This is a genomic window from Fodinicurvata fenggangensis DSM 21160 (assembly GCF_000686045.1).
GTDB lineage: Bacteria > Pseudomonadota > Alphaproteobacteria > Kiloniellales > DSM-21159 > Fodinicurvata > Fodinicurvata fenggangensis.
Genome location: NZ_JMLV01000008.1, coordinates 141,058 through 165,000 on the forward strand (window position 1 = coordinate 141,058; position 23,943 = coordinate 165,000).

Annotated in this window: 19 protein-coding genes and 2 pseudogenes (1 of these 21 only partly in view); 8 read left to right on the plus strand and 13 right to left on the minus strand. The window is 62.2% G+C overall.

Going from position 1 to position 23,943, the window contains the following annotated elements; genetic code table 11:
- Positions 1–46 precede the first annotated feature (46 nt).
- The 6 genes from BP38_RS20505 to BP38_RS0112280 form a co-directional block, all read right to left on the minus strand.
- Positions 47–1,009, minus strand: a complete 963-nt coding sequence (locus BP38_RS20505; protein ID WP_155992406.1) for a branched-chain amino acid ABC transporter permease — start codon at positions 1,007–1,009, stop codon at positions 47–49.
- A gap of 26 nt (positions 1,010–1,035) precedes the next feature.
- Entirely contained in the window at positions 1,036–1,926 is an 891-nt protein-coding gene (locus BP38_RS0112260; protein WP_026987965.1) for a branched-chain amino acid ABC transporter permease, read from the minus strand.
- A 57-nt stretch (positions 1,927–1,983) separates the two neighbouring features.
- Complete coding sequence (locus BP38_RS0112265; protein ID WP_026987966.1) at positions 1,984–3,195, minus strand: ABC transporter substrate-binding protein; 1,212 nt, start codon at positions 3,193–3,195, stop codon at positions 1,984–1,986.
- Between the two features lie 45 nt (positions 3,196–3,240).
- Complete coding sequence (locus BP38_RS0112270; RefSeq protein WP_026987967.1) at positions 3,241–3,966, minus strand: ABC transporter ATP-binding protein; 726 nt, start codon at positions 3,964–3,966, stop codon at positions 3,241–3,243.
- On the minus strand, positions 3,959–4,717 hold the full coding sequence (locus tag BP38_RS0112275; protein ID WP_026987968.1) for an ABC transporter ATP-binding protein: 759 nt from the start codon (positions 4,715–4,717) through the stop codon (positions 3,959–3,961). Before BP38_RS0112275 ends, BP38_RS0112270 begins: the two co-directional genes overlap by 8 nt.
- Before the next feature lie 312 nt (positions 4,718–5,029).
- On the minus strand, positions 5,030–6,610 hold the full coding sequence (locus BP38_RS0112280; protein ID WP_081816642.1) for a UxaA family hydrolase: 1,581 nt from the start codon (positions 6,608–6,610) through the stop codon (positions 5,030–5,032).
- Positions 6,611–7,026: 416 nt separating this feature from the next.
- On the opposite strand from BP38_RS0112280, the gene BP38_RS0112285 reads away from it, so the two are divergent.
- The 4 genes from BP38_RS0112285 to BP38_RS0112300 all read left to right on the plus strand — a co-directional run bounded on the left by BP38_RS0112285 (position 7,027) and on the right by BP38_RS0112300 (position 10,955).
- Positions 7,027–8,010 carry a sialic acid TRAP transporter substrate-binding protein SiaP gene (locus tag BP38_RS0112285; RefSeq protein WP_155992408.1) on the plus strand — a complete coding sequence of 328 codons (984 nt, stop codon included), beginning with the start codon at positions 7,027–7,029 and terminating at the stop codon, positions 8,008–8,010.
- An 85-nt stretch (positions 8,011–8,095) separates the two neighbouring features.
- Positions 8,096–8,674, plus strand: a complete 579-nt coding sequence (locus BP38_RS20510; protein WP_035725082.1) for a TRAP transporter small permease — start codon at positions 8,096–8,098, stop codon at positions 8,672–8,674.
- Positions 8,671–10,053 (plus strand): TRAP transporter large permease, encoded by a 1,383-nt coding sequence (locus BP38_RS0112295; RefSeq protein WP_281174417.1) that lies wholly within the window; start codon positions 8,671–8,673, stop codon positions 10,051–10,053. Before BP38_RS20510 ends, BP38_RS0112295 begins: the two co-directional genes overlap by 4 nt.
- A gap of 170 nt (positions 10,054–10,223) precedes the next feature.
- Complete coding sequence (locus BP38_RS0112300) at positions 10,224–10,955, plus strand: FCD domain-containing protein (RefSeq protein ID WP_026987972.1); 732 nt, start codon at positions 10,224–10,226, stop codon at positions 10,953–10,955.
- 16 nt (positions 10,956–10,971) lie between these two features.
- Here BP38_RS0112300 and BP38_RS0112305 read toward each other — a convergent pair whose 3' ends face one another.
- From BP38_RS0112305 to BP38_RS0112315, 3 genes are all read right to left on the minus strand, one after another.
- Positions 10,972–11,925, minus strand: coding sequence for a 2-hydroxyacid dehydrogenase (locus BP38_RS0112305; protein ID WP_035725083.1), 954 nt, complete (start codon positions 11,923–11,925; stop codon positions 10,972–10,974).
- A gap of 32 nt (positions 11,926–11,957) precedes the next feature.
- Positions 11,958–12,842, minus strand: a complete 885-nt coding sequence (locus tag BP38_RS0112310) for an NAD(P)-dependent oxidoreductase (RefSeq protein WP_026987974.1) — start codon at positions 12,840–12,842, stop codon at positions 11,958–11,960.
- A gap of 351 nt (positions 12,843–13,193) precedes the next feature.
- Positions 13,194–14,057: a pirin family protein gene (locus BP38_RS0112315; protein WP_051609314.1), complete on the minus strand. Its 864-nt coding sequence runs from the start codon at positions 14,055–14,057 to the stop codon at positions 13,194–13,196.
- A gap of 117 nt (positions 14,058–14,174) precedes the next feature.
- Here BP38_RS0112315 and BP38_RS22635 point away from each other — a divergent pair, with 117 nt between their 5' ends.
- Entirely contained in the window at positions 14,175–14,507 is a 333-nt protein-coding gene (locus BP38_RS22635) for a winged helix-turn-helix transcriptional regulator (RefSeq protein WP_155992410.1), read from the plus strand.
- On the opposite strand, the gene BP38_RS0112320 is transcribed toward BP38_RS22635, so the two are convergent.
- Entirely contained in the window at positions 14,455–17,160 is a 2,706-nt protein-coding gene (locus BP38_RS0112320; RefSeq protein ID WP_026987976.1) for a cation-transporting P-type ATPase, read from the minus strand. The two genes, BP38_RS22635 and BP38_RS0112320, sit on opposite strands and share 53 nt — an antisense overlap.
- A gap of 534 nt (positions 17,161–17,694) precedes the next feature.
- Here BP38_RS0112320 and BP38_RS0112325 point away from each other — a divergent pair.
- A complete protein-coding gene (locus BP38_RS0112325; RefSeq protein ID WP_026987977.1) occupies positions 17,695–19,176 on the plus strand; it encodes a peptidoglycan-binding domain-containing protein in 1,482 nt (493 codons plus the stop codon).
- A 155-nt stretch (positions 19,177–19,331) separates the two neighbouring features.
- Here BP38_RS0112325 and BP38_RS0112330 read toward each other — a convergent pair whose 3' ends face one another.
- Positions 19,332–20,240, minus strand: coding sequence for a DMT family transporter (locus BP38_RS0112330; RefSeq protein WP_051609315.1), 909 nt, complete (start codon positions 20,238–20,240; stop codon positions 19,332–19,334).
- Positions 20,241–20,897: 657 nt separating this feature from the next.
- Between BP38_RS0112330 and BP38_RS0112340 the strand changes: the two genes are divergently transcribed.
- A complete protein-coding gene (locus BP38_RS0112340) occupies positions 20,898–21,941 on the plus strand; it encodes a hypothetical protein (protein ID WP_155992412.1) in 1,044 nt (347 codons plus the stop codon).
- Positions 21,942–22,138: 197 nt separating this feature from the next.
- On the opposite strand, the pseudogene BP38_RS23145 reads toward BP38_RS0112340, so the two are convergent.
- Positions 22,139–22,905: pseudogene (locus BP38_RS23145) on the minus strand (IS630 family transposase); the annotation flags it as partial.
- A gap of 61 nt (positions 22,906–22,966) precedes the next feature.
- Here BP38_RS23145 and BP38_RS20520 point away from each other — a divergent pair.
- A pseudogene (locus BP38_RS20520) lies at positions 22,967–23,125 on the plus strand (IS5/IS1182 family transposase); the annotation flags it as partial.
- A gap of 280 nt (positions 23,126–23,405) precedes the next feature.
- Here the strand turns inward: BP38_RS20520 and BP38_RS0112355 are convergent.
- Positions 23,406–23,943, minus strand: partial view of a hypothetical protein gene (locus BP38_RS0112355; RefSeq protein WP_026987980.1) — the 3' portion only. The gene runs 440 nt beyond the window's last position; the window shows 538 of its 978 coding nt (coding positions 441–978); its start codon lies beyond the right edge, outside the window; its stop codon occupies positions 23,406–23,408.

Consider the following 23,943-nt stretch of genomic DNA (forward strand, 5'->3'; position numbering starts at 1 on the left):
CCGGTGTTCCGTCAAAGGGCGCGCAGGTTGCTCTGTGCTAGATTGTCTACGAGTGGATGCGCAGCATGCGCGTCAGCTCGCCCACGACACCGCGCCGGAAGGTCAGCACACAGACCACGAAGATCGTTCCCGTAATCACGGTCACCCACGATCCCATGCCCGCCAGGTAGTCCTGAAGCGTCACGATGATGCCTGCCCCGAAAAGCGGGCCGAGAACGGTGCCCATGCCACCAAGCAGGGTCATCAGGACAACCTCACCCGACATGGACCAATGGACGTCGGTCAGTGTCGCCGACTGGAAGACCACGGCCTTCGTGGCGCCTGCCAGACCCGTGATGGTGGCCGAAAGCGTAAAGGCGCCGACCTTCAGGGCAGTGACATTGTAGCCCAGGGAGGTCACGCGGCTCTCGTTCTCGCGGACGGCCTTGAGAATCTGGCCGAAAGGTGAATGGATGGCCCGATAGATGATGAAGAATCCCAGGATGAACACGGCCATGACGAAGTAATAGAGGTTCATCGTCTGGGACAGGTCGATGAAGCCGAAAAGCTCGCCGCGCGGCACACCCTGAATCCCGTCCTCGCCATGCGTGAAGGGGGCCTGCAGCGCGAAGAAGTAAACCATCTGTGCCAGGGCCAGCGTTATCATGGCGAAATAGATCCCGCGCTGGCGGATCGCCAGCGACCCGAAAGCCAGTCCCAGTACGCAGGCCACCAGAGTCCCCGCGGCGACCCCCAGTTCCGGGGTAAAGCCCCAGACCTTGATCGTATGGGCCGATATATAGGAGGCCATGCCGAAAAAGGCGGCATGCCCGAAGGACAGCAACCCGACGAACCCCAGCAGCAGGTTGAACGCGAAAGCGAACAGGGCGAAGCACAGAAGCTTCATGAGATAGATGGGATAGAGCCCCAGATAGGGCGCGATCGCAATCAGCAGGATCCCGACCCCGAATCCCGCCAAGTGGACCCGGCGATCGGACAGTGCGTTCGAAATCTTCTGTCCCGTTGACATGGTTTGCGTGTTTTCCTTTGCGGCCGTCATGTGCGTGGCCTGCCGAACAGTCCATGGGGCCGGACCAGCAGGACAATGGCCATCAGAACAAAGACGACGACGCTGGATGCCTCGGGATAGAAGACCTTGGTCAAGCCTTCGATGACTCCCACACCCAGACCGGTGACCATCGAGCCAAAGATGGACCCAAGTCCACCGATCACGACGATGGCAAAGACCTTGATGATGATGTCCTGCCCCATCAGCGGACTGACCTGATAGATCGGCGCCGCCATGACGCCGGCAAAACCGGCCAGGGCCACGGCGCCGCCATAGGCCAGCGTCATCAACAGCGGAACGTTGATCCCGAAGGCGCGCACCAGTTCCTGGTTCTCGACGGCGGCCCGCAGATACGAACCAATCCGGGTCCGCTCGATCAGGAACCATGTCCCGAAACAGACGACGATCGCCGCGACCACCACCCAGGCCCTGTAATTCGGCAGGAACATGAAGCCCAGGTTCTGGCCGCCAGCCAGGGCTTCGGGAATCGGATAGGGCGTTCCCGAAACGCCATAGGCATTGCGGAACAGACCCTCGATGATCAGCGCCAGGCCGAAGGTCAGCAGCAGCCCATAGAGGTGATCCAGATGATAGAGGCGCGCCAGCATGGTGCGCTCCAGCACCACGCCCAGCGCCCCGACAACAAGCGGAGCCAGGATCAAGGCCGGCCAGTAGCCGATGCCCAGATAGTTCAGCATCATCCAGGCCACGAAGGCACCCACCATGTAGAGTGCGCCGTGGGCGAAGTTGATGACGTTGAGCATGCCGAAGATCACGGCCAGGCCCAGGCTCAACAAGGCGTAGAAGGACCCGTTGATCAGCCCGAGCATGACCTGGCCGAACAGGACCTGAGGCGGTATCCCCAGCAGTTCCGTCATCGATGCCTCCTCTCCCGGCCGGTTGTCCCGGCCCCGTTTGTTGCTGTTACCCTGGCGTCAATTCACCAGCGAGCAGGTGCTGTCAGAGAGCGGCTTGTAGGCCTCATCACCCGGGATGGTGGCAACCAGGTTGTAGTAGTCCCAATCGCCTTCGGACTCGTCCGGCGACTTGACCTCGACCAGGTACATGTCGTGCACCATGCGACCGTCCTCACGTACCTCGCCGTTCGGCGCGAAGAAATCATCGACAGGCATCTGCTTCATCTGAGAAACCGCAGCTTCGCCGCCATCGTCATCGATCTCGGCAACGGCCTTCAGGTAATGGCTCACAGAGGAATAGACGCCGGCGTGCACCATGGTGGGATACTGACCGTCCCGGCGCTCCGCAAAGCGTTCGGCAAAGGCCTTGGTGTCATCATTCATGTTCCAGAGAAAACCGGTGGTCAGCTGCAGCCCCTGGGCCGTTTCGAGCCCAAGCGCGTGCACGTCGGTGATGAACATGAGCAGCGCCGCCAGGGACTGGCCGCCCTGCACAATTCCGAACTCGTTGGCCTGCTTGATGGCGTTGGTGGTGTCCGAGCCGGCGTTGGCCAGGCCGATCACCTTCGCACCAGAACCTTGGGCCTGAAGCAGATAGGACGAGAAGTCCGAGGTATCCAGGGGATGGCGAATGGTGTCGAGCACCTCGCCACCGTTCTCCTCGACCACGGCCGCCGTATCCTGCTCGAGCGAATGACCGAAGGCATAATCGGCTGTGATGAAGAACCAGCTGTCGCCGCCTTCCTGCACAATGGCCTGGCCCGTTCCCTTGGCGAGGGAAAAGGTGTCATAGGCATAGTGCACGGTGGTCGGCGAACAGTCATCGTTGGTCAGGCGCGTGGTGCCGCCACCGTTGACCAGCAGCGCCGTATCCTTCTCGCGCGTGATCTCATTGACGGCCAGGGCCACGGAGGACGTGGGAACGTCAACGATTACGTCCACGCCTTCCTCGTCGATCCACTCGCGCACGATACTGGAACCGACGTCGGGTTTGTTCTGGTGGTCCGCTGACAGGATTTCGATCTCCTTGTCATTGACGGTGCCGCCGAAGTCTTCGACCGCCATGCGCGCGGCCTCGACGGACCCAGGCCCGGCCAGGTCCGTATAAAGCCCGGACTGGTCATTGAGCACACCGATCTTCAGGACATCGTCCGAAATTTCGGCCTGTGCAGGCAGCGCCAGTGTCAACGCCGCCAGGGCTCCGAAAGTTGCTGTTGTTGTACGTTTCATTTTTACCTCCCTGTGGTTTTGGGGGCGCTTCCGTCCCGCGGACAGCTAGACCCCCAGATAGGTCTCGATCATATCCTGTTTCTCTTCCAGCTCGTCCTTGCGCACCTCCTCGGCGACCTTGCCTTGTTCCATGATGAAGTGATGGTCGGCGACAGTGGCGGCGAAGTGGTAGTTCTGCTCGACAAGCAGGATCGTATAGCCCTTGCCCTTCAGCTGGGTGATAACATCGTGAATCTGCTGCACGATCACGGGCGCCAGACCTTCCGTCGGCTCATCGAGCAACAGGAGGCGCGCGCCCGTGCGCAGAATGCGGCCGATGGCCAGCATCTGCTGCTCACCGCCCGACAGACGTGTGCCCGAACTTCGCCGGCGTTCCTTCAGGTTGGGAAATAGGCTGTAGATCTCCTCCAGGCTCATGCCGCCCTCGGCCACGGTCGGCGGCAGCAGCAGGTTTTCCTCGACATCCAGGCTGGCAAAGATACCGCGCTCTTCGGGACAATAGCCGATGCCCAGGTTTGCGATCTTGTCCGAGGACAGCTTGATCAACTCCTGCCCCCGGAAACGGATCGAGCCACGCCGATCACGGACCATGCCCATGATGGCACGCAGCGTGGTCGTTTTCCCCGCCCCGTTGCGGCCAAGCAGGGCAACGACCTGTCCTTCGGGCACGACAAAGCTGCTGCCGTGCAGGACGTGGGATTCCCCATAATAGGCATGCAGGTCCGAGACCTCGAGAAGCGGCGTTCCCTCCGTCGCTTTACGCTCAGGCATGACCCGTTCCCATATAAGCCTCTCGCACATCGGGGTTGTTCGTCAGCGTCTCGTAATCGCCCTCGACCAGGATCTCGCCACGCTGGAGCACCGTGATGGTGTCGGAAAGATCTGACACGACACTCAGATTATGCTCGACCAACAGGATCGTCCTGTCCTTCGACACCCGCTTGATCAGGGCCGATATCCTGCTGACATCCTCGTGCGCCATGCCGGCGGTCGGTTCGTCCAGCAGCATGAACTCCGGATCGAGCGCCAGGGTCGTGGCAATCTCAAGCGAGCGCTTGCGCCCATAGGGCAGTTCGCCGGCATGCACCCGCGCAAAATCCTGCAGCCCCACAGCTTCCAGCAGTCCCATGGCCTGCTCGTTCATGGAGTCCAGAACCTTTTCGGCTTTCCAGAACTTGTGGGTCAGGCCTGTTGGCTGCTGCAAGGCCACCCGTACGTTCTCCAGGGTGGTCAGTTGCGGAAACACGGCCGAAATCTGGAACGAGCGCACCATACCCTTGCGTGCAATGGCGGCTGAGCCACTGCGCGTGATGTCTTCCCCATTATAGAGAATGCGCCCGGACGTGGGGTCCAAAAATTTCGTCAGAAGATTGAAGACAGTGGTCTTTCCAGCCCCGTTGGGGCCGATCAGCGCATGGATGCTCCCGCGCCGGACCTTGAGATTCACACCATTCACGGCATAGAAGCCGCGAAACTGTTTGGTCAGCCCTTCGGCTTCCAGCACATAGTCGGACCCGGTCATACCTGTCCGGCACTCCCCTCTTCCCTGTTCATCCCGACCCCGCCTGCCACGTCCGTATCGACGTTCCCAGAGCAGCCATGCAAGGCCGGTACTTGCTTACGATACCCGAGCGCATCCTCTTGACGGGACACATTTTGCGGGCACCACCTGTTGTTCGCGAGATTAGACAGCGAACCACAAAATTGCAAGCTGCTTGAAACGGTACAACTTGTTGAATCAGAACTTTTTCTGACAATCAGAGACAGTGCCCTGGAGAATTTCAACCGGTGCTCGTGAGAACCTGCTGCTGTCCGTACACGGCCAGCCAACCGCCTACATCACGGCACCGATCTGCCAGGGGACGAACTCATTGTCTCCGAAATCCAGGGCCTCGCTGCAGCTCTGCTCGCCCGATGCGGTGCGCAGCACCAGATCGAAAATCCTGTCTCCCATCTCCTCGATGGAAACACCTTCGTCCAGCACGGGTCCGCAGTTGATGTCCATGTCCTCGGACATGCGCTGGTAGGTCGTCGAGTTTGTGCAGAGCTTCAGCGACGGAGACGGCTTGAAGCCGGAGACCGAACCGCGGCCGGTGGTGAAACAGACGATATTCGCACCACTTGCGATCTGGCCGGTGATCGAACAGGGGTCGTAGCCGGGCGAGTCCATGAACACGAAGCCCGGGCCCTCGATGGGTTCGGCATAACCGTAGACGTTCTCCAGCCGTGTCGTGCCCCCCTTGGCCGCCGCACCCAGGGATTTCTCGAGGATCGTGGTCAGGCCGCCTTCCTTGTTCCCGGGAGAGGGATTGTTGTCCATGGAACCGGAATTGCGCGCGGTATAGTCCTCCCACCAGTGGATGCGCTCGATCAGCTTCTCGCCCACCTCGCGACTGGCGGCCCGCCGCGTCAGCAGGTGTTCGGCGCCATAGATCTCCGGCGTCTCGCTGAGAATTGCCGTACCGCCATGGCGCACCAGCTTGTCGACAGCGGCGCCGAGGGCCGGGTTCGCCGTTATGCCGGAATAGCCATCCGAGCCACCGCATTGTAGCGCCAGCTTGATGTGGCTGGCGGAAACCGGCTGCCGGCTCACCTCGTTCGCGGCCGGCAGCATGGCCTGGATACGCTCCACGCCATCGCGCACGGCGGCGCGCGTGCCCCCGGCCTCCTGGATCTTCATGTAATCGAAGCTGCTGCCACGCTCGAGCCCGAAACGTTCCACGATGCGATTGATCTGGTTCATCTCGCAACCGAGGCCGATCAGCAGTACGCCGGCGAAATTCGGATGCGTCAGGTAGCCATGCAGGGTGCGCTGCAGCAGTTCCATGCCCTCACCCGAACCGGCCATGCCACAGCCGGTCCCATGCGCAAAGGCAACGACCCCGTCGACATTGGGAAAGGCATCGAGCGCCGGATCATTGAAGGCACTTGCGACGGCCCGCGCGACCGTCGCGGAGCAGTTTACCGTGGTCAGGACACCGATATAGTTGCGTGTGGCAACCTGCCCGTCGGGCCGCACGATGCCCTGGAACGTGGCACGCTGGTCCACCGGAACGGAGTCGGTCGGGCGCGCCTCGGCCCCGTAGGCATAGTCGCGCTCGAAGTCGCCCATGCCGCAGTTGTGCGTATGCACGTGCTGGCCCTCGGCGATGTCCTGCGTGGCGAAACCGATGATCTGGCCATACTTGCGGACGGCCTCGCCCTCCATGATCGGACGCGCGGCCACCTTGTGCCCCGATGGGATGTCGTCGCGGCATTTCACGCCCAGCGCGGATGGCTCGGATCCCGCCGCCAAGCGGCGACAGGCCACCATGACATTGTCATCCGGATTCAGGCGCACCACAGCCGGCGCAGGCGTCGCTTGCACCGTCGGGTTCCGTTCCGTCTCTGCCAATTGCGTCTCGGTCTGCGTCATGATGGTCCTCCGCTCCTGTCCTGGTTTCCGCCCGAACCGACAGGTCCGATTCCGCACCAGGTTGCCCATAAATGTATACCAGTATGAAAGGTGGGACTATGGCAAATCCTGCGCAATTTCCTGTCCCAGGATTTGCAAACAATGGTTGCTGCAATGCCCCGGAAAACTTGATGGAAAGTTACACCACCAGGCTTGCACTCAGCTAATAGTACTGTCCGTTGACCTGGCTTATGGAGGCTTCCGTCCACGGCGCCTGCCCGCATGACCATGTAAAGTCACGTAAAATTATTTGGTGTGTTGGTATGAAAGGTATATTATCCCACGCCAAAAGCAAGAATGACACATGTCTGTCGCGGTTGTATCGCGACCAGGACTGGAAAAGCAGAATAAGACCTGTACACGGAGGAAAACAGCTCATGACCAAGCTTTCATTTCTGGGAAAATGTGGATTGATGGCACTCGCGGTGGGGGCGCTGGCGACAGCACATACCGCATCCGCCAAGGATCTGAAGTTCGCCCACGTCTACGAAACCTCGGAACCCTTCCACGAATGGGCCGTCTGGGCCGCGGAGGAACTTGAGGAGCGTACTGACGGCCGCCATACGATGGAGGTCTTCCCGGCCTCCTCGCTGGGCAAGGAAGTGGACATCAACGAAGGCCTCGGCCTCGGCACGGTCGACGTGATCTACACCGGCAACCAGTTTGCCGCCCGCTCCTATGGGCCGATCGGCATTGCCGGCGCGCCCTACATGTTCCGTGACGTCGATCACTGGAAGGCCTATCGCGAAAGCGATCTGTTCCGCGATCTGGCCCAGGGTTATCGGGACGAGACCGACAACAAGGTCATCACCCAGACCTACTACGGCCAGCGTCACGTCACATCGAATGTCGAGATCGATACGCCCTCCGACATGGAGGGGCTGAAGATCCGCACGCCGAACGCTCCGCTCTACATGATGATGCCGAATGCCGTCGGCGCGAACCCGACGCCCATCGCCTTCGCCGAGGTCTACCTGGCATTGCAGCAGGGCACGGTCGATGCCCAGGAGAACCCCCTCAACACGATCCAGGCGAAGAAGTTCTATGAGGTCCAGGATTACATCAACCTGACCGGCCATATCACGGACTCGCTGCTGACCATCGTCAGCGGGATCACCTGGAATTCCCTCTCCGAAGAGGATCAGGAGATCCTGACCAACGTCCTCGAGGAAGCGGCCCAGGGGGCCACCCAGGACATCATCGAGTCCGAGGACGAACTCGTCTCCTGGTTCGAGGAGGAAGGCACAACGGTCAACAAGGATGTCGACCGCGAGGCCTTCCGCGAAACCGTGCGCCCGCACCTGACGGGTGAAGACGTCGACTGGTCCCAGGAAACCTTCGACCGTCTCCAGGACCTCTGATCACGCATCACCTCCCCGTCGGCCGCTGACGCGGCCGGCGGGGAGGCCTTTTCCAGCTTCCGCGTCTACAGCCTTGGAGGTGACGATGACCGATCCGAGTCCGGGGGGCGATGCCGAATCAGAATCGTTCGAGCTCGAGGCTGAGCCGCCGTTCGACCCCTCCGAGTTTGCCCTGGAGGATTACGTCGTCCTCCTCGTCTTCTGGCTACTGGCGCTCGACGTTTTCGCCCAGTTCTTCACGCGCTTCGTCCTTGGCGATTCGATCGGCTGGACCGAGGAGATGGCGCGCTATCTGTTGATCGGAGTGGGCTTCCTGGGCGGCGCCATAGCGGTGCGCCGGAACAGCCATATCATGATGGAGTTCATGTATCGCTACCTGTCCGCCCCTCTCGGACGCGCGCTGGCCTCGCTGGTCGACCTGGTGAACCTTGTGTTCTTCGTCATCCTGGCCTGGCTGACTTATGAAGTGGGCGCGCGCACCGGCTCCTACATGGCCTCCGTCGATATCCCCAAGAGCATCGTCTATTACGTGGCCTGTGCGGGGTTCGCCCTCATGGCCCTGCGAACGGTCTATCGCATTCTGACCGTCTGGCCGCAGCGTTTCGGAGGCGCAGAGTCGTCCCACCAACCCGGATCTCCAGAGAACGAGGAAACACCCCGATGACCGTGACTCCCATGGCACCGGGCGGGCGAGCGAGGGTCGTGGCGCCTGTTATACTCGCCGCTGGCACACTGCTCTCCGTATGGCTGGCCTGGACCGAACAGGACCTGGGCTTCCTGTTTGCCGCTCTCTTCACGATGCTGCTTGTGGGCATCCCCGTAGCTGTGTCGCTCGGCGGCGCCAGCCTCCTGTTCGTCTATGTCACCGGCCAGGTTCCGGATTTCGTCGTGGCCCACCGGATGATCAACGGCGTGGACAGTTTCCCCCTGCTGGCGATCCCCTTCTTCATCCTGGCCGGCACCTTGATGAACGGCGCCGGCATCACTTACCGGTTGTTCAATTTTGCCAATGCGCTGATGGGCTGGATGCGCGGCGGTCTGGGGCACGTCAACATCGGCGCCAGCATCATCTTCTCGGGCATGTCCGGGGCGGCGGTGGCGGATGCCGGCGGCCTGGGCACCATCGAGATCAAGGCGATGCGCGAGCGCGGTTACGACTCCGACTTCGCGATCGGCATCACCGCCGCCTCCTCGACCATCGGGCCGATCATTCCCCCCAGCCTGCCCATGGTGATCTATGGCGTGATGGCATCCGCCTCGATCGGCCAGCTGTTCATCGCAGGCCTGATCCCGGGCCTGCTCATGGCCGCGACCCTGATGATCATGGTCGCCTGGATTGCGCGCCGCCGAGGCTATCCGCGCGACACCCAATTCAGCCTCCGCCGCCTGTGGTCGACCTTTACCAAGGCCTTTCTGTCGCTGCTGACGCCCCTCATCATTATCGGCGGCATCATCTCCGGCGCCTTCACGCCGACCGAGGCAGCGATCGCCGCCGTCGTCTACGCGCTGTTCCTCGGCGCCGTCGTCTACCGCACATTGCCGCCACGCCGGCTGCTGCGCATCAGCATGGAGACGATCGAGACCACGGCGATCATCCTGCTTGTCGTCGCCTCGGCCTCGATCTTCGCGTGGATCCTGATCAGCAACCAGTTCACCAACCAGTTCGCCGGCCTGCTGACCGCCTATACGGACAACCAGGCGGTCATCCTGCTGATCATGACCCTCATCATGCTGGTGGTCGGCTGCTTCATGGAGACGGTGGCCGCCATCACCATCCTGGTCCCGGTGCTGCTGCCGGTCGCCGTCCAGGTGGGCGTCGATCCGGTGCATTTCGGGGTGATCATGGTGTTGAACCTGATGATCGGCCTGCTGACGCCGCCCGTGGGCATGGTCCTCTACGTCCTGTCCCGCGTATCCGGCGTCTCCTTCGAACGCTGCATGCGGGGCACCATCCCCTTCCTGATTCCGCTGGTGATCTCGCTGCTGCTCATCACCTTCATACCGGAGATCTCCATGTGGCTGCCGAGCCTGATCTATCGCTGAGCCCTGCCTTGCTTCGGGGGCGGACCTCGGAACGAAGCGGTTTCTTTCCAGGCGGCGCAGGTCCCTGCCTTTGGAAAACGTGCTGGAGTCCTCGTACAGAAAGCTGTAGCAGGCCGTAGGCAACCCGGACCGTCCTGCCGGGCCTGAATACGGGGCGCGCGAGGAATGAGATGAAGACCTACAGGATCGAGCGCAAGACGCTGTCGGAACAGGTCGCGGAACGCCTCGAACAGGACATCCGCGACGGCCACTACAAGACCGGCGACAAGCTGCCGGCCGAGCGGGAAATGATGGAACAGTTCGGCGTCGGCCGGCCGGCCATTCGCGAAGCGCTGTTCTATCTCCAGAAGCTCGGGTTCGTCGCCATCAGCAGCGGCACCCGGCCGCGCGTGATCAAGCCCACGCTGGATAGCGTGCTGCCGCGCCTGTCGGGGGCGGTGCGCAGCCTGCTGGAAGATCCCGACGGGCAAACCTCCTTGCAGGACGCCCGCGTCCTGTTCGAAGTCGCGATTGCGCGCCACGCCACCGAGCACGGAACGCCGGCCGACCACAAGGCCCTGCGCGAGGCGCTGGAAAGCAACCTGAGCACCATTGGCGACGAGCCGGCCTTCAAGCGTTCGGACGTCGCCTTCCATGCGGCCCTGGCCCGGACGACCGGCAATCCCATCATCATGGCTGTGCACGACGCGCTGTCCACCCTGCTGGACGACCGGCGCGCGCACGTCCTGCAGCGGCCCGGCGAGGACAAGGTGGCCTCCGAGGCGCATCGCGAGATCGTCGAAGCCATCGAAAGCGGCAATCCCGACATGGCCGAGCATGCCATGCGCCGGCACCTGGAACACCACTACGGCACATACAGGACCCTGAAGGAAAGCGGACCCGAAACGGAGGGATCGCGCTAGCGCGGGTTCAGATGGATTAACCTGGCACTACGGGCGTCAGCAACGCGTGCCCGTCACGATGGGCCCGCAGATTGTCCAGCACCAGGTTGCCCATCGCGCGCCTGGTTTCCCAAGTGGCGCTGCCGATATGTGGGGCCAGGACCACGTTGTCGCGACCGACCAGGGCCTCGGGCACCTCCGGCTCCTTCTCGAAGACATCCAGCGCCGCGCCCCCGGTCCGTCCCGACTGAAGGGCGGCCACGAGCGCCTGCTCATCCACCACACTGCCGCGCGCGATGTTCACCAGCGTCCCGTCCGGTCCAAGCGCCTCCAGAACCTTGGCATCGACCAGATGACGGGTCGCCGCACCCCCGCTGCAGCAGACGATGAGGTCATCACACTGCTGGGCCAGCGCCAGCGGACTGTCCAGGTAGGTCCAGTTCGAGTCCGGCAGGGGGCTGCGCTTGTGATAGAGAATTTCCATCCCGAAGACCTCCAGCCGCCGCGCCGTGGCCTCGCCAATGCGCCCCAGCCCCAGGATACCGGCACGGCGTCCGCGCAGGCTGCGTCCCAGCGGAAGATCGCCTGAACGGGACCAGTCCCCGGCACGGACCCAGCGATCGCCACGCACGAGCAGACGATGCAGGGCCCCCAGCAGGAAGACCGCCAGGTCGGCAACATCGTCGGTCAGGACGTCCGGCGTGTTGGTGACGGCCGCCCCCTGCCGTGCCGCAGCCGCAAGATCGACCGCGTCGACCCCAACACCATAGCAGGCGATCACGCGCAGCTTCGGCAGCGCTTCGACCAGTTCGGCCTCGGCACCACGCCCGCCGGTGGTGACCAGGGCGGTGACCTGGCCGCCAACGCGCCCGATCAGCTCGTCCAGCGTTCCGTCACGGCCGACCAGATGGACCTCGAACTCCGAATCAAGCTGTTCCTGAATGTCCGGCGGCCCCAGGGGCGCCAGGGAAAGCAGTGGAAACTTGGACATGAATTCTCCTATCCGCGCGATTGGGGGTCAGATCACTTGGTGCGCCAGCCCTGCATTAACCGATAGAGGTAGGGAACATACTCGTCGCCCTTGCCCTGGGCCAGGGCCAGCTCGAACAGCTGGTGGACGGCCTGAGTCGTCATGGGAACGCAACCGGCATCGCGGGCGGATTTCAGGTAATAGCCATAGTCCTTGCGCGCATTCTGCAGGGTGAATTCCAGGCCATCGGTACGTCCCTCCAGGGCCGCCGGCATCACCATGCGGAACATCTTGCTGTCGGCACCGCCGGCCGTGACGATGTCGTAGAGCACCTGGGGATCGACCCCGGCGGCCTCGCAGGTTGCCGCGGCTTCGGCCGCCAGGGCGGCGTGCCCCAGCGAAAGCGCGTTGTTCACCAGCTTCACGGTGTGTCCGCTGCCCAACGGCCCGGCACGGAAGCGGTTCTCGGAAAAGACCGACAGGATGGGCTCGACCTCGTCAATAGTGGCTGCCTCGCCCCCGATCAAAAGGTTCAGGCGCCCTTCCCGCGCCTCCCGCGGCGTCCGGCTCATGGGCGCGTCGATCATCCGCACCCCCTTTTCCGCCAGGGCAGCCCCCAGGACTTGCGTCGACTGGGGATCGGCCGTCGTCATGTCGACCAGGATCTGCCCCTCACGCGCCTCCGTCAGGATGCCCTGCTCGCCGTTCACCAGGCTTTCCATCACGGCGGAGGAGGTCACGCAGGTGATGATCACATCCGCGTTGCGGGCCAGTTCCGCCGCGGTCCCGGCCTCCTGCGCGCCGCGCCCGACCAGGTCGTCCACGGGCTCGCGGTTGCGATGGCCGAGAATCGTGAGCGGATAGCCCGCCTCCAGCAGCAGCCGCGCCGGCCCATACCCCATGAGCCCGACCCCGATGAAGCCGATACGCTTTGTCATGAATGCCTCCGTTGGTGTTGGCGGGGAATGCAGGTGAAGGGAACCATGGTTGCATCCCCCTCAGGGGCAGTCCCTCCTGCACACCGCACAGGCTGGTGAGTCCGTCCAGGCGTTCGCTACTGGAACAGTCTGAAAGGGTAAGTATATCAGCCCGTTCTGTCAGGTGCCAGTTTCGGTAGAACAGTCGCGCAGAGGAAGCATCATGGTCGCTACAAGGGAACCGGGTCTTCGAACCATGCCCTTGGTGCACCCGGATTGGCGACGTGGTCGGGCCGGCAGTCGATCCGCACGGCGGCTCAGTTCTGCGGGATCAGCAGCCGGGCCCCACATTTGAAGCCCAGCTGTCACCGATCAGCTGGCCGGCATCTGGCCGAAGCGGCCGCTTTGGAAATCCTCGATCGCCTCGCGGATTTCATCCTTGCTGGTCATCACGAAGGGACCGTAGCCCACGACGGGTTCGTCGATCGGCTCGCCGGTCAGCACCAGGATCATGGACTCGCCATCGGCCTGCAGCTTCACGCCTTCGCCGTCCGTCGACAGGTGCGCAATCTCGGCTTCACCGCAGCCTTTCCCGTCAATCGTGACATGCCCGGACAGGACCGCGACCATGCTGTTATGGCCCGCCGGCAGCGGCAGCACGGTCTCCGCCCCGGCATCAAGCCGCACATCCCACAGGTTGACCGGCGTAAAGGTTCGTGCCGGGCCTTTCGTGTCTCCGAAGGCCCCCGCGATGATCCTTGCCCGCCCGCCCTCGAAAGGGACGAGCGGAATCTCGCCGTCGGTGATCGCCTGATAGCTTGGCGGCACGCCCTTGTCCTTGGCAGGCAGGTTGACCCACAGCTGGACCATGCGGAACGGCCCGCCGCTTTTCGAATAGCCGGAGGAATGGAACTCTTCGTGGACGATGCCGCCACCAGCGGTCATCCACTGGACGTCGCCCGGGCCGATCGTTCCGCCTCCGCCGCTCGAATCCCGGTGGCTGACCTCGCCGTCATAGACGATGGTCACGGTCTCGAACCCGCGATGCGGATGCTCGCCGACGCCACGCGGCGCCCCCTCCTTGGGCGGAAAGGTGTGAGGTCCCGCATAGTCGAACAGCAGGAAGGGACTGATGGCCTTCGTGTCGCCGTGATAGCTGAACAGGGAGCGTACGGGGAACCCGTCACCGACCCAGTGGCCGTCCGGGGGATGGATGATGTTGCGAAGAGTCTTCATGGCTGCACCTCTCGATTCAGGCGAGATACCGGCTCGCCTGTCTGACAGTATTTGCGATTGCCATAACAATGGGGCCCTATAAACTTTCTGCAAGTACGGTCCCAAAGGATACCGAAGATGAGCAGACAGCGCGCATCCGAACCGCCCGGCTGTCCGGCCGAGATAACGCTGGAGTTCCTCGGCGGGAAATGGCGCCCGCTGATCATCTACTGGCTGCTCGGGAACCCGGTGCTGTTCAATAAGTTGCAGCCGCGCAAAGGTACTGCGACCTACCCATCGGGGCGAAAACGCTCAGAGATGATTGGCGTTTGCCATGGGGAGAGCCTTGCCGCTTTGAAGAACACACGACAAGAGCACATTCTTCATCGCCCATATTCGCCTCACTTTTCTACATCCGCTATTCCTCAGACCGACGAAACACCAGTCGAAGTTGCTTTTCCACCTCGGTGATGGCGAGGAACACGAAGCCGACGGCAACGATCAGCGCGCCGTCGAGGAAGGACACCGCCTGGGTGTCGAAGACCTTCTGCAGTGGCGGGAGATAGGTGACGGCGAACTGTGCGGCGGTCACGGCGATCACGGCAATCCATACGACCTTTGTCCCGCGCACCGCCTTCCAGGTGAGCGAGGTGCCATGGATGTTGCGGATGAAGAACAGATGGAAGATTTCCAGCACCACCAGCGTATTCAACGCCATGGTCCGGGCCAGTTCCGGCGCGTAGCCCTTGTCGACCCCATAGGCATAGATGCCGAACACGGCGAAGACGAACAGCGCCGAGACAAACACGACATGCCAGATCAGTTGACCGGTCAGGATCGGCGCGTTGCGTGGTCGCGGCGGCCGTCGCATGGTGTTGTCTTCCATAGGCTCGAAGGCCAATGCCAGGCCGAGCGTGGTCGCGGTGATGAGGTTGATCCATAGTATCTGCACGGCCGTCACCGGCAGGGCCATACTGAAAAATAGTGCAGTAATGATGGTCAGCGATTCGCCGGCGTTTGTGGGCAAGGTCCAGCTGATGACCTTCTTGATGTTGTCATACACCGTCCGCCCCTCGCCTACCGCGGCCGCAATCGAGGCGAAGTTGTCATCGGCGAGAACCAATTCGGAAGCCTCCTTGGCCGCCTCACTGCCTTTCCGCCCCATGGAGATGCCAGCGTCCGCGCGCTTCAATGCCGGCGCATCGTTCACGCCGTCACCGGTCATGGCTACGGTCAGCCCATGGGCCTGAAGCGCCATCACAAGACGCAGCTTATGCTCGGGGCTGGTGCGAGCGAAGATGTCTGTACTCACGACGGCGGCGGTGAGCTGCGCATCGTCCATGTCTTCGAGCTCGGCGCCAGTCAGCACCTGTTCGACATTCTTCAGGCCGATCTGGCTGCCGATGGCACGGGCCGTACCGGCATGATCGCCCGTGATCATCTTCACCCGGATGCCGGCCTCGTGGCATTCAGCGACAGCGGCGACGGCTTCGCTGCGCGGCGGGTCGATGAGACCCACAATCCCGAGCAATGTCATCCGACCGTCCAGGTCCGAAGCGTCAATTGCCTCATGCTCCTGCGGCATGGTTCGCGTTGCGAGCGCCAGCACACGCTGACCCTGCGCAGCGATGGCCTCGACCTGCCCCTGCCAATAGTCGGTATCCAGCAACTGGGTACCGCCGCCCGGCGCGCGCTGGTCGGCACACATCTGCAGGATGCGCTCCGGCGCACCCTTCAAGTTGATGCGAGTGTGGCCATCGGGATTGTGATGGAGGACGGCCATGTAGCGATAGCTGGCATCAAAAGGAATGCTGTCGGTGCGCGTCCATCCGGCGAACGCGTCGGGATTCGCATCCATGATCTTGCCGGCCAGCGCCTGCAAGGCGCCCTCCATCGGACCGCCTTCGACATGCCAGCCGTTTTCGTCGGCGTGCAGCACCGCATCGTTGCAGAGGGCCGCGGCGCGGGCGATCTCGGGCAGAATAGCGTCTTCTTCAACATCATCTTCCGTTTCACCAAGCCGGATTCTTCCTTCGGGAGCATAGCCGCTGCCCTCCACCGTATAAGTATGGTCAGCCGTCGCCACAGTGGCGACCATCATCTCGTTGCGGGTCAAAGTGCCGGTCTTGTCGGTACAGATGACCGAAACCGAGCCTAGGGTCTCGATGGCCGGAAGATGACGGACGATAGCGTTACGCCGCGCCATGGCCTGCACACCGATGGCAAGCGTGATAGTCAGCACGGCAGGCAAACCTTCGGGAATGGCCGCCACTGAAAGCCCCACCACGACAATGAACAGCTCCGAGAACGAGGCGTGCCCGACGAAATGGCCATAGAGCAGCAGGACTGCCGCGATAAGCAGGATGAAGACTGACAGCCAGCGGGCGAAGTCGTCCATCTGCCGGATCAGCGGGGTCGTCAGCTTCTCTACCCGCGACAGCATGCCACTGATGCGGCCGATCTCAGTCGCCTCGCCGGTTGCGACCACCACGCCGCGGCCGGCTCCGCCGGAGACCAGCGTGCCGCTGTAGGCCATGCAGGTACGGTCGCCAAGCGTTGCGTCGGTCGGCACCGGTTCCGTATTTTTTTCCACCGGCACCGACTCGCCGGTCAGGATGGCTTCCTCGATACGCAGGCCGCTCGCTTCCAGCAGACGCAGGTCGGCGGGAACCTTCTCGCCCGCTTCCAGCAGGACGATATCACCCGGCACGACCTCGGCACTGTCGATGGTTTGGCGCCGACCGTTGCGCAGCACCGAGGTATGGGGTGCGAGCATGTCGCGAATGGCGGTCATCGCTTGTTCAGCGCGGCCTTCCTGGATGAAGCCGATGATGCCATTGACGACGACGACGGCGAGGATGACGCCGGTGTCGATGAAATAGCCCAGGCTCGCCGTGACGACCGCGGCGCCAAGCAGCACATAGATCAGGACGTTATGGAAATGCGAGAGGAAGCGCAGGATTGGACTGCGCTTCGCTGGTGGCGCCAAGCGGTTGTGGCCATGCTTCGCCAAACGCTCGGCCGCCTCGGATTCGCTCAGCCCCGAGGCCGTCGCATCCAGTGCGGACAGGCTATCCGACGCTGTCCTGGCGTGATGGATGGTGGTCTTATCGATAGGTTCCATTCGCGCTCTCCAGGCCGCCTGCTTAGCATGTGTGGTGCTGTCTGCCGAGTGCGGCATCGTTTCAGCCGACGCTAGGCAGAATCACCACCGAGACGACCGAGACCCCAGTTCGCCGGTGCCCGAGCATGCAGCCCTGGCCAACTCTTCTGGCTGCCTTTACCACCAGTCCGGTTCAAGCGCTATGAAGATAAGGCGCCTGCCTTGGCGGTTTCGTCGAGGATGGCAGGTTTCCCAACCCGTTCGAGGACATTTCCGCGATCGGCTCCTGAGCCTAAACGCGCCAACTGCGCTTTCGCCAATCGGCATCCAGGGATACAAAACGGAAACAAAACCGGAAGCTTCCGGCCAAGTTTTCGATGCATATACATCAATGCATGTAAACAAGAACTCATTTAAATACCAAGATGTCACGCCAAGCTTCTTGGGCGTAGGTAGTTCTACTTATTGAATTTGAGCGCATAATGGTCATCTATAGGCCTGTACAGTTGCGATACTTACGCCTGTACGGATGATCTAATCAGAAGGAATTTGGAAATGACCCTTAAGCGGCATTCAACAGCACTCGCCGCCATTCTATTGGCCACCACGGCGATGGCAGCGCCGGCCTTTGCGGCATCCGAGCGCAGCATCACACCCGCCTGGACCACGGCGGATCGCGGTTCCGTTGGCGTACAACCCGCTTCGGGGCGGGCCGGCGCCGTCCAGATCGCGCAATCGCGCGATGTCCGGGAGGTCCAGACCCAGCTCAACCGTCTCGGTTACGAGGCCGGGCCGGAGGACGGTCTGATGGGATCGCGCACGCGCTCTGCGATCCGGGCCTATCAGGAAGATGAAGGCCTGCTTGTAACGGGGCAGCCGTCGCGCTCTTTGCTGAACCATATCAGCGACAGCATTGAGGAACGCCAAGAGGCTAGCAGCACCCAGGCCACGAACGACGACGCGGAATCGGAGAGGATCGCGGCCATTCAATCCGAATTGCGCCAGCGCGATTATCGCATTCCGGTTGTCTCGGGCGAAATGAACGAGGCGACGCGGGAAGCGATCCGCGCCTATGAGCGCGAGCGGGGTTACCTTGTAACAGGCCGCGCCACGGCGGAACTGCTAGAAGCCTTGCAGTCTGACGACAGCGACGACAGCGACAATCTGACGACGAGCGACATCGCCGACGTTCAGCAGGGCCTGAATGACCGCGGCTACGATGCCGGGCCGGCCGATGGCGTCATTGGTCCGAAGACTCGAACAGCCATCCGGACCTATCAGTCCGATGCCGGCATGGACCCGACCGGTCGCGTCTCGGACGAGTTGCACGCACGTCTGCAAGGTGATGCCTCGGATGATGACGACATCACCTGGAATGAGGAAGACGACGATAGCGACCACGGCGAGTTCGAAACCCTGCTGTCCGACAACTTCGATGACGGCAATTACACCTCGAACCCCAGATGGCGCATCGCGGCGGGAGAATTCTCGGTACGCAATGGCGGCTTGACCAGCCGTATGGACGCGTCCCGCACGGATACCGTGCAGGGCACCGGCATGGAGTTGCTGGGTTCGGTTCTGCAACGGGAACTGGGCATCCGCCTGCCGTCCCAGGGCGGGGTGGACGCCGCCCAGACCGCCGTATCAATGTCCAACGACTTCCGGATCACGGCGGAACTGTCCGGACGCAACTTCGCCGACGGCCAGGTCAATATCGGCCCTTATAGCGGCAACCAACTCGGTCATGGCTATCGACTGGCCTATATCGAGGACGATGAAGGACTCCTGACACTGTTGCGCATAACAAGTGACAACCAAGTGGTACTGGACAGCACATCACTCTCGCTGTCCAACGAGGAGACGGTGTCGCTGGATTGGGAACGCCAGGAGAACGGCCTGATGACGGTCTCTGCGAACGGCAACGTCCTGCTGCAGGCCCAGGACAATGGGGTCTCCGGCGGCTTCGACGGCTTTTCGCTGATCAACGCCGGCGGTGAATGGACCCTTCACAACGTGACGGTCCAAAGCCGCAACTAGGCTTCAGGAAGGTGAATGCCACACGGGCGCGCGCAGGATGACTCTGCCCGTCCCGTGTGCATTCCCCGCCTTGGCGCTTCGGGATCAGCCTTTGCAGCCTCGACCGAACCGCCGGAAAGGCCGATGACGAATGCGCGATAGACCTTTACCTGGCTTCAGGCGGTTCGGACCGGGGCTCTAAGGGCGACCAGGGCGGCCGCCAGGATCAGGGCGAAGCCCACCAGGTCCGTCGACGTAGGCCGTTCCCCCAGCATGACCGCCGAGGCGATTACGCCAAAGACCGGCACCAGAAGCACGCCAAGACCGGCCGTCCCGGCCGGCAGGCGCTCCAGGACCCGGAACCACAGCAGATACCCGAGCGCGGTGCCTCCCACGATGCCGTAGAGCAGGCCCAACCAGGGTGGCAGGCCGATCGCAAACTCCAGGCTCTCTCCGGCCACGAGCATCCCCAACACGGACACCAGGGCGCCGGCAAATATCTGATAGACGGCGACCGTCAAGGGATGCGCCGCCACCCGCGCCCATTTCAGGTAAACGATCCCGATCGCCCAGCTCATGGCTCCGCCGACTGCGGCCAGCGCACCCAGGGAGCCCCCGGCCTGCAACAGCGGCCAAAGAAGGATGAGCAGCCCCAGGCAACAGAGCGTCAGCGCCAAGGTGCGTGCCGGCGTCAGTGCTTCCTTCAGCGCAATGCGGGCCAGCAGGACGACCCATATGGGCATGGTATAGATGCAGATCGCGACCCGACCGGTCGAGGTCAGGAGGATTGCGATCGCCGATAGGGCGCCGAAACCGCCACAGGCAAACATCCCCGACACGATCAGATGCAGCCTGTCGCGAGCAGAACGCACACGCAGGTCGGCGCCGAGTGCACGCGCCAGGGGCAGAAGCAGGATCCCGCCGGCCAAAAAAGACAGCGTGCGGAAGGTCCAGGGCGAAAAGCCCTGCAGGGCGAAGCTCGTCGCCACGAAGTTCACGCCCCACACGAGCGCGACCAACAGCAGCGTTGCGCGGGCTCCAAGAGGATCGGACGTGTCAGCCTGTGCCCCGATACCGGCGCTCACCGATCGAACGTCAGCTGGCTCAACCGACCTCCTGTCGCAGAGAAATTGTCGGCGCTCAGCCGACGTTCATAGCCGGGCTGCAGCTTGCTCAGATCCGTCAAGAAAACTTCCTCGATTGTGACAAAGGGGCTTCCCTCTAAAGTGATGAGACCGAGCATTACCATAGAATTGGCATGCCGAACCGATCCAATTCAGCTCTATAAAGCAGGCCAATTCCCGCCTTTACACCGATACGGCGCAACCTCGCCCCCCTGCGCCGCGCCGGATTGACAATAGAGGTCGATGGCGAGCGTTCCTTCGTTGCGTTCCTGGTAACGAACAGGGTAGAGTTGATTGGGATTCCCATGTCGGTTCAAAGCTGAGGTCAGTGAACAGACAAAGGGGTTTTCGATGCCGATATCCATAGCCAGGAAGCACGCTTTCCGCCAAAGGCGCGGCAGCGCCATGCCCGGGTTATTCACGAACACGGCTATTCGAGCGGCACCACAAGTGGCGGCAGGGCTCGCCGGTCTGACGGCCCTGCTTGCCTTGGGGGCTTGCGAGACGACAATCCCTACCACTGATTCTACGCCGCCCAGGGTGGAATTGCAGCTAACCGGACCTGGCGGCGGGCGCATGTCCAACCCGCCCGACTTCCTTTGGATCGGGGATCCCCGCTTGGAGACCGACACGACGCCGGGGCGTATGGTCATTGGTTGGCCCTACGATTTCACTCTTACCGTCACCGACGCAGGCGGTGTTTCCTCAGCCCGGCTGGAAGTGGACAACGAGATTGTCGATATTTCATCCATCGAGGGCACTGGATCGGTCTCCAACGAGGTGGACGGCACCACGCGCGTGCTGGAAGTGCGGAGCGTGCCCGAAGACCCGCGCACAGCTTTGGTGTTGACCGGCGATCTGCAGGTTTCGTCTTCAGATACAGAAGACCTGGAGGAAATCAGGACGCGGTTGCGGGCTTACGGCCTGGATTTTGGTGGTGACTCCGGTCGCCCCAATGAAACCGATCTTATTGTTGAAGCGCCGTTTCAATCCAACCTGCAGGAAGTGCTCACCCCCATGAAAACGGGGGCGGAAAGAGTTCGTGTAGGCCATGGTTCTGACGCGCCCAATGCCTTTTGTCCGGTTCGCAGATATGGGCTTGCCTCGGTATTCTGGAACCGGGATTTCGGCATTCCCGTGGGGTATGATCATTTCTGGGACAACAGTCCGCGCAGACGATGCGAGTCGGGATTCAGCGATACTTTCTTGGGCTTGGTGAAGTTCGACCTTTCGGATCTGCCGGACCGACCGCTTGACCAAGCCCTCCTTCACTTCACGGAAGTTGACGTAAACACCGCAGGCCATGCGGATAATACCGAATTCTGCATGCAGCAGAACGAAGACGGGGAAATCGTGGAACGCAGGGCAACGGGCGACGTGACAAGCCTGGTCGGCCCTGCGAGCGAGGAATGGCCCGCTGGCAAGCACACTGTTTCGGAAGAAGGTCACATGCCCGTGACGGCAGGTGTGCCCGTTACCGACCGATCACCTTTTAAAGAGGTGGACATCACCGGCATTGTTCAGGATTGGCTGGATGGCAGCTCGCCGAACCACGGATTGGCGTTGCTAGGCCGGGATTATAATACGTACAAAAAGAACAAGGTCTGCGCCGGCACGGCCACGGGCTTCAAACTTGAACTGCAATACGAGGTCTCAGGCTAATCCACCCCATTACAAGAGGGTTGAGAACGCAAACGCCGCTCTGGCCTTGCTCGTTCTCGGTGCTGGAATGTAGGTAGCCGTTAGGAGAATGTGGCCCGAAAGCAGATTTACCACCGAACGCGCGAAAGCCCTTCGGGCTGCGGCCTACGGAGCTTTATGTCGCTGGTTTCGGGCGCACAGCAATCACTCGTGGCGTGCTAGTGTTCCAAGTCTGACGCTTGCTGCCTGTTCCCCCGGGTTTCATCGAGGGCGTTCAGCGCGCGACGCTCTCGGGCGAGGATGTCCTCGGCCGATTTGGTCCATGTGAAGGGCTTCGGGCTGTTGTTGTGCTGGAGGAGGTAGTCGTAGATGGCGGCTTCGAGGTCGCCGACGCTGGCGTAGCTGCCGCGCCGATGCGCTTCGCGGTTATCTCGGCGAAGAACCGTTCGACCATGTTCAGTCATGACGCGCTGGTCGGCGTGAAATGAAGTCGGAAGCGCGGATGTTTCTCCAGCCACGCCCTCACCTCGGGCGTCTTTTGGGTCGCATAGTTGTCGAGCACCAGGTGGATATCGCGCGACTTCGGCACGGTCCGGCCGATGCGGCGCAGGAACTTCAGAAACTCCTTTGCGCGGTGCCGCGGCAGGCATTCTCCGATCACCTGGCCCGACTTGACGTCGAGCGACGCGAACAGCGTGGTCGTGCCGTGGAGCTTGTAGTCGTGGGTCATGGTAGCGGCACAGCCCTTCTCCAGGGGCAGCCCCGGCTGCGTCCGGTCGAGCGCCTGGATCTGAGACTTCTCGTCGACGCAGAGCACTACCGCCCGCTCCGGCGGGTCGAGCTAGAGCCCCACGATGTTGGTGACCTTCTCCTCGAACATCGGATCGTTCGAGACCTTGAAGGAATTCGTCAGATGCGGCTTCAGCCCCGCCGCCGCCCAGATCCTCCCCTCGCTCGATGGCGAGATGCCGATCGCCTCGGCCATCAGACTGCGGGTTCAGTGGGTGGCATTGAGAGGGCTCTCCTGCACCGTCTTCGCGATCACCCGAAGCCGCATCGAAGCGAGGATGCGCTGCCTGAAATCCTTTGGCGAACGCATCGCCGCCAGAGACCCAGACCGCCAGACCGCCGAAATCCACATCCGCATCGCCCTCATGAACAGCTTCTCGGCCCTCGGCACTGCCGAGATCGTCCGCATGGCATGACTCCAGTGGGGTAAGGGCAAGTCACGCCTCAGGCCTGAATTTCGCAACAACGCCCTTCCGAACTCACAAGCGCAATCGACGCCCTTGCCGTTTGAAGCCGTTTGCATGCCCGAGGTGCGTTCTTTGCTTTGAATATTTTAATGCCGACCAGTATATCCTCTGTTCGACTGGTAATGAAAATATGATCGGCAACGCCGCAGACCGACTACTTACGTTGGATAGCATGGGGCGGCAGCACCAGTCAGTGTGAAAATGGTGTCACGATCACGGTTCTACGACATCACCGCAGATCTGGGAGATCTATATCGAGCCCCAGACCGTCGATGGCCTCGCGCACGGCCTCGACCCGGCCGGCCCGGCCCGCGGTGCCATCGCCCTCGCTTGCTTTCGCGATCCCGTTCTCGGCCATGTCGTAGACGCGGCCAAAGACCTGGTGTTCGTCGAAATCCGAATGGTGAAACATCTTGAGTATCAGGAGGCGGTCAGCGGGCGTCTGGCTTCCCGGCGGGACAGCGCAGGGATCGGGCAGCTTGCGCTCTGCCAGGAGCGGACGGTCGCTTTCGTCGAGGCGGATATGGACGACCTGGGCCGAGCCGCTTGACTTGGTACTCGTGTAGGGCTCCATCGCGATCTGGGCTGCCGCACTGGACATGCCGGTAATCGCCTCGGCGACGGCCATGCGCGCCTGCGTGCCGCTGACGCCTGGGCGCGCCTCGGGATCGCGCGCCGTGGCCGCCTCGTCAAGGATGCGCTCGAGATCCTCCGGCGTGCCTGCCGGCGCCTCGGGGGCAAGGTCTGCGGGCAGCGCGCCCTGGCGC